General features: G+C 59.5%; 7 protein-coding genes and 1 pseudogene. 3 read left to right on the top strand and 5 right to left on the bottom strand.

Features of this window, described 5'->3' with window-relative positions; genetic code table 11:
- Positions 1 to 237: 237 nt before the first annotated feature.
- From ACRDUX_RS32215 to ACRDUX_RS32195, 5 genes are read right to left on the bottom strand one after another with little or no spacing between them, the layout of a single operon-like run.
- Positions 238 to 1,197 carry an MlaD family protein gene (locus tag ACRDUX_RS32215; RefSeq protein ID WP_526420137.1) on the bottom strand — a complete coding sequence of 320 codons (960 nt, stop codon included), beginning with the start codon at positions 1,195 to 1,197 and terminating at the stop codon, positions 238 to 240.
- A complete protein-coding gene (locus ACRDUX_RS32210; protein ID WP_526420135.1) occupies positions 1,194 to 2,246 on the bottom strand; it encodes an MlaD family protein in 1,053 nt (350 codons plus the stop codon). The genes ACRDUX_RS32215 and ACRDUX_RS32210 overlap by 4 nt, the downstream gene beginning before the upstream one ends.
- The gene (locus ACRDUX_RS32205) at positions 2,243 to 3,289 is read right to left on the bottom strand and encodes an MlaD family protein (RefSeq protein WP_526420133.1); all 1,047 of its coding nucleotides are present in this window, start codon (positions 3,287 to 3,289) and stop codon (positions 2,243 to 2,245) included. Before ACRDUX_RS32205 ends, ACRDUX_RS32210 begins: the two co-directional genes overlap by 4 nt.
- A gap of 10 nt (positions 3,290 to 3,299) precedes the next feature.
- Entirely contained in the window at positions 3,300 to 4,172 is an 873-nt protein-coding gene (locus ACRDUX_RS32200; RefSeq protein WP_526420139.1) for an MlaE family ABC transporter permease, read from the bottom strand.
- Positions 4,169 to 5,062 (bottom strand): MlaE family ABC transporter permease, encoded by an 894-nt coding sequence (locus tag ACRDUX_RS32195; RefSeq protein ID WP_526420131.1) that lies wholly within the window; start codon positions 5,060 to 5,062, stop codon positions 4,169 to 4,171. Before ACRDUX_RS32195 ends, ACRDUX_RS32200 begins: the two co-directional genes overlap by 4 nt.
- A 1,376-nt stretch (positions 5,063 to 6,438) precedes the next feature.
- Between ACRDUX_RS32195 and ACRDUX_RS32190 the strand changes: the two genes are divergently transcribed.
- From ACRDUX_RS32190 to ACRDUX_RS32180, 3 genes and pseudogenes are all read left to right on the top strand, one after another.
- Positions 6,439 to 6,705, top strand: a complete 267-nt coding sequence (locus tag ACRDUX_RS32190) for a hypothetical protein (protein ID WP_526420129.1) — start codon at positions 6,439 to 6,441, stop codon at positions 6,703 to 6,705.
- Positions 6,706 to 7,675: 970 nt separating this feature from the next.
- Positions 7,676 to 8,296 carry a TetR/AcrR family transcriptional regulator gene (locus ACRDUX_RS32185; RefSeq protein WP_526420127.1) on the top strand — a complete coding sequence of 207 codons (621 nt, stop codon included), beginning with the start codon at positions 7,676 to 7,678 and terminating at the stop codon, positions 8,294 to 8,296.
- 135 nt (positions 8,297 to 8,431) lie between these two features.
- Positions 8,432 to 8,585, top strand: a pseudogene (locus tag ACRDUX_RS32180) (deazaflavin-dependent nitroreductase); the annotation flags it as partial.
- Between the last annotated feature and the right edge of the window lie 116 nt (positions 8,586 to 8,701).

Raw genomic sequence — 8,701 nt, 5'->3', positions numbered from 1 at the left:
CGATACGGACGTCGGTCGTGCCGGGGGTGATGCTCGTGACCTTGCCGATCTGATAGCCCATCTGCGTGACCGGATTACCGACGTATAGACCGATGCTGTCGGGCATGACCGCGCAATATTCGGCATTTGGCTGACTTTTCTGCGGCCCCCCGCACGAGGTACTTAGCGTCACCACCGCCGCTGCTGTGAGCGCGATTGCGGCGATCCGGAAAAGGTGTGGCGATCTCGACACGGCCATCAGCACGGGCTTCCCGGTATTGGCATACATAGGTCGGTGGCCAATAGCTCTGGTGCCGCCTGCTGTGCGCCCAGCACCCGTTCGATCTTTGTCCGCGCCAGGCGCAGCGACCGCACTATTACACCGTTGCGTTCTGACCACATTCGTGCTTTCTCCAACTTGTCACGGATCTTGGCGAGAGCCTCGTCGCGATGATTTTGGTAAAAGATGAAGATTGGTGAAAGCCCATCCAGAATATTACCGAAGCCTGTCATGGCCCCGGCGAGGCCCTTGCTATACAAAGTAAGTGACTGCTCAATGATCGAGATCTTGCGGACCAAGTCTTTGAGCTCTTCCTTATAGTTATTCACATCCCTGAGATATTCATTGGAAAGATTCAGGATGGCACTCACTTGCCCGCGTTGATTCTCAATCGTCGACATGACCTTGTTACCCGCATCGATAACCGCCGACACTGATTCCACATTGGTGCCGGTAAGTCCTTGCTGCACCTGATTGAGCGATTCATTGATCGGTCTTGGGGCGACATTGTCGGTGATCTTTGTCGCGTCGGCCAGGGTCCGCATCAAGCTGTAAGGCATCGTCACCCGTTCCACCGGAATGGGCTGAGCGCCCAAAGGGGTGTCACCTATTGGCGAGATGCTTACGTAATAGCCGCCAACCACGGTGAGCATCCGGACTTGCACTTGCGAGCGGTCACCGACAAATGCACTACTGTCGACCCGTGCGCGGACCCGCACTTGGTTCGATTCCAAGGCCAGATCCTTCACCTTGCCGACGTTGATTCCGGCGATACGTACTGGGTCTCCTGGGCGAATCGCCGCTGCGTCGTCGGTATAGAAGGTGACCGTCTTCTCCCCGGGCGGGCTGACGTAGATCATCGCGGTCACCAGCGCAACGACGGCCATGAGTGCGAGGGCCCCAGCGCCCCAGACAGTCGGATTACGTAACACCTTCATCGGTTGCACAACACCACTTTTCGTCCATTTAGGAGTATGTCCATTTGCTCCGGTAACTGGGCGCGCCCCCGGGAACATTCCAGGGGTGCACCGTTATCAGGCGGCGGCGGGATGTTTTCCCACATGACGGGAACTAGCTTGAAGGCGTCCGTATAGTCGTCAAAGACGGTGAGCGCACGGTCCAGGGCGTCGTCCACGTCGGTGGCATTCTTGTTGGCGTCCGGGCCATAGACGAAGTAGTCGCCATTGTTGATACCGGCTGGGAATCCCAGGTTAGCGATCATCTGTGCGGTATCGGCTGTAAATTCGCCGTAGAGGTGGGCTTTTCGAAACTCGTCGAGTATTCCGAGAACGCCATCTACCGGGCCCTTGTTAAGCCAGTCCACTATCTGAATTAGGTCTTTTCCATGTCCGCCCATGGTGTCGGAAATATCTTTAAGATTACGCATCAGCGTTGCGATGACTTGCTCACGGTCCGCCACGAATCTGGTGAGCTTGCGAATGCTTTCCAGCATCGGTGCCAAGCCACCACCATCACCCGAGAGATATGTTGCCGCATTCGCTGTAAATGCGTTGAGATCGTCAGGACTCAGGGTGGCGATCACGGGTTGCAATCCATTGAATAATTCGGTGACGTCGAAAGACGGCTTCGTCATCGCAGTGGTCACATCGGTGACAAGATCGGCCTTCGAGTACCCCTCCGCCGGATCTACGACATCTATATAACGCAAGCCGGTAAGCGCCTCGAATTTGATGGCAAGCCGAGTGCTCGACACCACGCCATATCGCTGGTCGCACGTCAGGCCGACAACGGCGATGCTCTGACCGTTCCTTCGCTCAAGATCGACCGACTGAACCTTCCCGACGCGAACTCCACGGACCCGCACGTCAGCGTCCGGGTGCAATCCCGATGCGTCAGTGAACTCGGCTGTATACGATCGTGTTTCTGCTGCCGTGGGCTGCTTGATGACGTTCGCCAACACAATGAACAGGGCGACCGCGACTATCCCGCTAATCGCGAGTCGCCACAGGGCCGCGCGAGGCTTCATCCGGCACCGCCCACGGCAGCAAGTGGCGCCGCCACACCCGGAAGGCTGTCAAGAACTAATCGAACTTGAAGCGCACGTTGCTCGGGGGTACCGGCGTACATTTTCTCGAGCCGGGACCGCAGTTCCACGAGCATCTCCGAAATGCCTTGGGGCCTGATCAATGGCGGCACCACATCAGTCAGCGCTCGTACGCTGTCGACCATCGGCGTGAGATCATCGATATGCGTGTACTCCAGCCTGCCGATAGCACCGAAGAGGCTATCCGACACATATTGCATGAACGGTAGAATGTCGGTTTGATATTCGGCTTCGCTGGCGTTCCACGTCCCTTTGTTGAGCTTGTTAGTACCGTGCGTGGCATAGTAGCCGGCGTCGATCATCGCGTCGGTAAACGAGGGAAATGCGACACTGATTCCCGTCGCGTTTGTCAATAATTGCGCGGTACTCACGGTTTGCGTGTTAGCTAGCGCATTCGCTGATATCACGAGTGTCTCGGCCAATGGATTCAACGCATCGGTGTACCGGGTGGCCTTCTCAACCACTTGGACCAGCTGCGTGGTTAACGCCCCCGACGCCAGCTTTCCAAGGCGAGATAGCAATGCTTGAAGCGTGGAGTTGCCCTTCGGAGTAATCGCCAGGCGGGTTCCATCCTCGAGCGGCCGCCCGCCGGTACCGGCGGTTAAGTCAATACCCGTCACCCCAAAATAATTTATGGTGCGGAAATCGATGCCCATTGCATCTGTTAAACCCTCGGTCGGGGTTTTCTGCAGATCGGCTTCAAGCCGAACTCCTCCCCCGGACAGCCTAGACACGGCGGTGACCTCGCCGACCTTTACTCCGTGCATGACAAGTTCCGTACCCTTGGCGACCCCGGGCCCCACGTATGGCGTTTCGATTGCTACGGAAATTTCATTGGCCGGTCGGCCGCCGAATGGCTTGAACACGATATATAGGCCAGTCACGGCTACCACAGAAAGCACGAGCGCCGTGCCGACGACGGTCAGCGTTCGCTTCTCAGATTCTTCCGAAGCGTGCAGAAGCATGTCTTCTCACCTAACCCTTGAACACGAACGTTGGATGAAGACCCCACAGCGCCACAGTCATTATCAAATCCAAGAAGATGATCGTGATCAGACTGGTCCGTACAGCGCGACCCGACGCTTGACCCACGCCAACCGGTCCGCCCGACGCAAAGTATCCGTAATAGCAGTGGATCAGCGTGACCGCCATACAGTAGACGGCTACTTTTAACACGGAGTATGCAAGGTCTCTCGGTGTCACGAATTCGGCAAAGTAATGGTTATACGTTCCGCCGGGCTGATTGTGGAATATCCGGATGACGGCATCCATGACGAAGAAGTTAGCTATCAGTGCCACCAGGTATCCCGGAATCACTAACATCATCGCGCCGATCAGGCGAGTACTAACCACAAACGGTATCGGCCGGAGCCCCATTGCTTCCAGGGCATCTATCTCTTCGGCGATGCGCATGGCACCGATCTCGGCGGTCATTCGGCACCCCGCTTGGCCGGCGAACGCGACAGCGCTAACTATCGGCCCGAGTTCTCGAACCCCTCCGATCCCGCCGACAATCCCCGACAACCCGCCGAACCCGATGATATTCAAGACGGCAAACGCCTCTACGGCCAACGAGGCGCCGACAGCAATTCCGAGGAGCAGCAATACGCTTATCGCTCCGCCGTCCACGATGAGCGAGCCCCTACCCCACGCGAGGCTGTTCATTTGCTGCAATGTCTGTCGCCGATATTTGACGACGGCGATCGGCACCGAGCTGAATGTCTTGGCAATGAAGACCACCCACTGCCCGATGTTGAGGAATATCGTGGCGATCGGATCCGCTGTCGCTCTTACCCATCGCATGCAGTACGTGCTCGGTACCACGGCGCGGCTACCAGAAGTCACTATGCGACCTCCATTGGCACAAACATTGACTGCAACTGCGTTATGGCGAGGTTTGCGAAGACGATCAAAACGACATTGACCACTACCGATGAGTTCACGGCATCTGCGACGCCCCGCGGGCCACCCTTCGCTTCCATTCCACGAAGCGATGAAACGATGGCCACGATTGCCCCGAAGACGACCGTCTTGCCGACGGCGAACCAGACGTCCACCACCTTCGTGAACGTCCCGAACGACATCCAGAAACTTCCCGGTGCCACGTCGGAGGCTCCCACTGCCATCAAAAATGAAGACGCGGTTCCCGACGCCACGATGAAGATGCACAAAATCGGGGCTATCAATAATAGTGCGAGAAAGCGCGGCACTACCAACTGGCGAACCGGGTCAACACCCATTACTCGCATTGCGTCGAGTTCTTCACGGATTGCGCGTGCCCCAAAGTCCGCCGCGATGGTCGAAGCTGCTGCGGCACCCATCAACAGTCCCGCCGTCAGCGGCGCTCCCTGCCGAATCACACCCACCCCGGCGGCCGCACCAAGCAGCGAGGTTGCCCCCAGTTGATTGACAAGCCCTGAGGTCACGATGGTGGTGATTGCGCCGATCGGAACGGCCATCAGCAGCGCGGGTATGGTCGTCACCTTGAGCAAGGTCCATGCCTGCACGCACACGTCGCCGACCGCGAGCCTCATGGTGATGGCATCGGCTATAACGTAGCGAATCACGTCCGCAAACAACTGGACACCACGACCGGTCGTGGCCGCGGTACGCCTTGGAATCATGCCCACGTGCCGCGCAGTCCGAAGCGGGTAAGCCTTGAGGCGTGATCGGCGCACCTTGCTGAAGCCCGAACCCAATACGTCCTGTTGTCGATCGTGATCCACGCGAGTGGTCATGAACCACCGTCGGAGCGCTTGTGAGGATGCATGTGCTCCGGCGTGGCAACGACGATCGATATCGGCGGCAGCGTGCCAGCCAGCACGCGAAAAGTTCTTGCAGAGAATAGATGTCCAGACTGCGCAGCGCGGTAAGACCGTCGCGACGCATCAGTGGGGCCTGAGGTAGCCCGGTGTTGACGTGCCCACTCCTGGCGCCGACCGTCGGTGGGGAGGTATGTGTCGCCTGGCACGCCAGAACTTCCAGCAGTGGATCCGATCAGAGGCCACGGCTTCATCAAACGTCCTCCCTGTTGGCACGTTCGCGGGGATGCGCTGCCCCTCACACAAACCGCGGTGCTGTGAGCAAACTCGCTTAACATTTGTCGGATTACCGTAGAGCGCTACCTTCCGTTTGGCAAGCGTGCGCGTTGACTCTTCAGAGACACCCGCGCGCAGCAGCCGCCGCGGCCCACCGGTTGTGGATGTGATGAGACAACTTGACCCGCAAAACGATGTGGTGCATGATGTCTCACAGCAGCACTACGTGTGAGGAGGCGCGAGGTTGCCAATCTGACGCGCCCAGTGGCCGCCGTGGCTTTGACGACATGCATGTTGTCGGGATCGAGGGTCGACCCTGGCCCGGTTGTTTCAATGAAATCTGCAGGGCTGCTGTTGTTTTAGTCGTCGATCGGTGATGTGTGCCTATATCCGATCCGGCTTGTCGGATGCCATGACATGGGCAAGCCCTGGGCCCGGTCGGTGCGCTGATTGTTCGCTATCACCGGACTCCGGTAGGTGCCTTCACCGTTGGATACGATTCGCCGTTCAACCTGACCGAGTTTTATGGCGGCCCCAACCGAGACCTATCCGACCTGCGTCGGGATTTAGTTCTGCGGGTCCGACAACTTCGCGGCGCCTGTCCACATGACATCCGCATGGACGACCACCAACGATGCCTTAGGCCTTCGAGCGGGCCACCTGGCCAGCGCCAGCAAACTCCCCTTGAGTCGTAAGGAAGCCCACTGCGTTTAATCGCCCACATTTGAAAGGTATGCACCAATGACCACGGCGGACTTTGTACTGTCCCTCCCGAGGCACCAGTTCCACGGATCTGCAATCTCCACGGTTCGCGGTGGTGTGCGGTGATGCGCGTCGGAAACAATGGGCCGGTCCTCGGGGCCGGCGCAGGTGAACTGTCTGCTACAAAGGCGTCGAGTGGATAACCGCGTTGCCGGCGCTGAACAGGATTCGGCCGGGAGTTTGATCGTCTACGCGACGGGTTGCGGCGCCGCAGCACCCGAACGGCTCCGCGTTGTTCCACTATGGGAACGGCGATACCTGGCTGATCACCATGGGTGGCCTGGGCGGACGCAAGCCCCACCGGGCGGGACGCGATGACCTGCTTCGCCGAGCAGGTGGCGCCACCCGCGATGACCACCGCACTACGCGCCGCCGAGCCGATCACCGACGTCGTGCACTACCACTCCCCGTCGAGTCAGTGGCGGCGATACGACGAAATGCGGCGACTCTCCGAAGGCCTCCTGGTAGCCGGCGAAGCGATGTGCACCTTCAATCCGAGGTACGCACACGGTATGGAAATCGCGGTTTTGGATGCTAAAGCGCTGGGTGGATGCCTTTCGGTGAAGGCGGTAAGGAATTGAGCCGCCGACTGTTCAAAGCGACCGCCCACCCGCGAAACCGAAGGCCGACGCACATTGCCCTTGCGACTCATCAACGGATACGTCGAACGACCCTTGACCGCTGCCGAATTCAACGCTGTGGTCACCGAACGATTTCTGCGTGTCGCATGATTGATGCCACGGCACAGTTGCTGCACCCCGCCCTCCTGTGGCACGTAATGAACGCCAATCGACGACACCGACAGCGGAACTTCAAAAGCCTGACCACCAATCTGCTCCACGCGTGCACAGATCATGAACGACCGCCATCTCCTCGACACCAGAGTGATCGCGGCTCGACGGTTGGTTATACCGCCGCAGAGGGCACGAACTCGTCGGGCGCGCTAGCCCACAGTATCGGCGAACGACTTGTGATGTTGCCCAACATCTTTCACTTGGTAGAGCGCGCTCGGCGGGCTGGCGGATTCGCACAGGGCGAGACTACGGGAGGTTCGACCGTGGATATATCAGAGCGGCCCACTCCTTTCATCCATCCGGGCGACGGCGATCCACGGCATGGCAGCGAAAACGGCTATTCCAATCTCGGCTGCCGCTGCCAGCACTGTCGGCGGGCCTGGGCCCTTACGTATCAGAAGCGGCGCGAGCGAAAGCGCAGCGAACCCACACCAGTCGACGCGCACGGCACGGTTAGCGGCTATTCGTATTGGGGCTGCCGCTGTCCGAAATGCACCGAGATCCACAACGAGCGCCACCGCGAGCTGCGTTATCGTCAGCGGAGCGAGCAATCACCGATATAGCACGACGGTCGAGTGACCGTCGCAGCCCTGGTCAACGTGGCCGCTGACCGAAAGCGCCATTGAACCGCAGTCCCCCTCAGGGTGCGTGAAACTCGGTATGGTTCAGAGTTCGCGCGACGTCAGGACATCACCGACAACATAGACTTGCTTTGCCGGATGTTTGAGACTCCAACTGTGACGGGATGTAGGGGCCGATGAGCGAAACAGCGGCCGGGGATGCGCGGGTGAGCCGCACTCGTGCGGCTGTGGCGGATGCTGTCGCGTCGCTGTTCGAAGAGGAAGGCGCGTTGGGGTTGACCCATCAACGTGTCGCAGCGCGCGCGGGTGTAGGGCGCGCCACTGTGTATCGGCACTGGCCTAAGACAGTGGATCTGGTGACTGAAGCGCTGGCGCGGGCTGATCAGCCGTTATTGCACTTAGGGGATGGCCCGCTGCGCCAATGGCTGCACAGCGAACTCATCCGCGCGGCCGAGCAGATCGCCCAGCCGGTTTCGTCCCAGTTCATCGCAATGATGGTGGGAACCGCCGATCAAAGCCCCGCCGCGCGGGTCTTGCGTGAGAACTTGAACCGCCGAACCCGCATAGTCGTCGACCACATGCTCGACCGAGCGAGCACCAACGGCGAGATCAGCAGCCGGCCCGACACCGACGAACTGGTCGCGACTGTGCTCGGCGCCATCATGTTTCGCATCACTATCCAGAAAAAGTATGCGGATTCGGGCTACCTCGGCAGGCTTGTCAACGGCGCGCTCGCCGAACACTGGAGCCGACCGCCGCCCGCACCGTGTTCCTCGAAACACCCAACACCCACATGATCGCCTTGATCGATAACCCCTCCGGCGGGTAGGAATGCGCGATTCTCGCGGGCCAGCTGGGTGGATGTTTGGGGCGCATGTCGGTGACGATGCGTTCGAGGGTGCGCCGGCGGACTGGGCGCTCAACGCGCGGGCCGCCCGGTTCTGCGGTCCTTCCCCGAGAAAGTGCCGATCAGCGTCGGGTTCGGGAAGGCGTTCGGGTCTGGTGAAAGACGGAACTCCCGACGCTTTCGAGGCGCTCGCCGGCCGTTGCCCGGTATTCAGGTTCGATCCGGTCGAGCAGCCCTAAGCTAAGGCCGGGCAGAAGCCGCGGCAACTGCTGCACATCTCGTTCAAGCCCTTCGATGGCTCGGGGCCCGGGAACCAGAGATGTCGCGTTCACCAGCCTGCAGAAGGGCTCTGGTT

Origin of the sequence: Mycobacterium sp. (genome assembly GCF_050701675.1) — a bacterium.
Lineage (GTDB): Bacteria > Actinomycetota > Actinomycetes > Mycobacteriales > Mycobacteriaceae > Mycobacterium.
The sequence above is the reverse complement of the archived record's forward strand: the minus strand, read 5'-3'. Positions and strand labels throughout refer to the sequence as shown.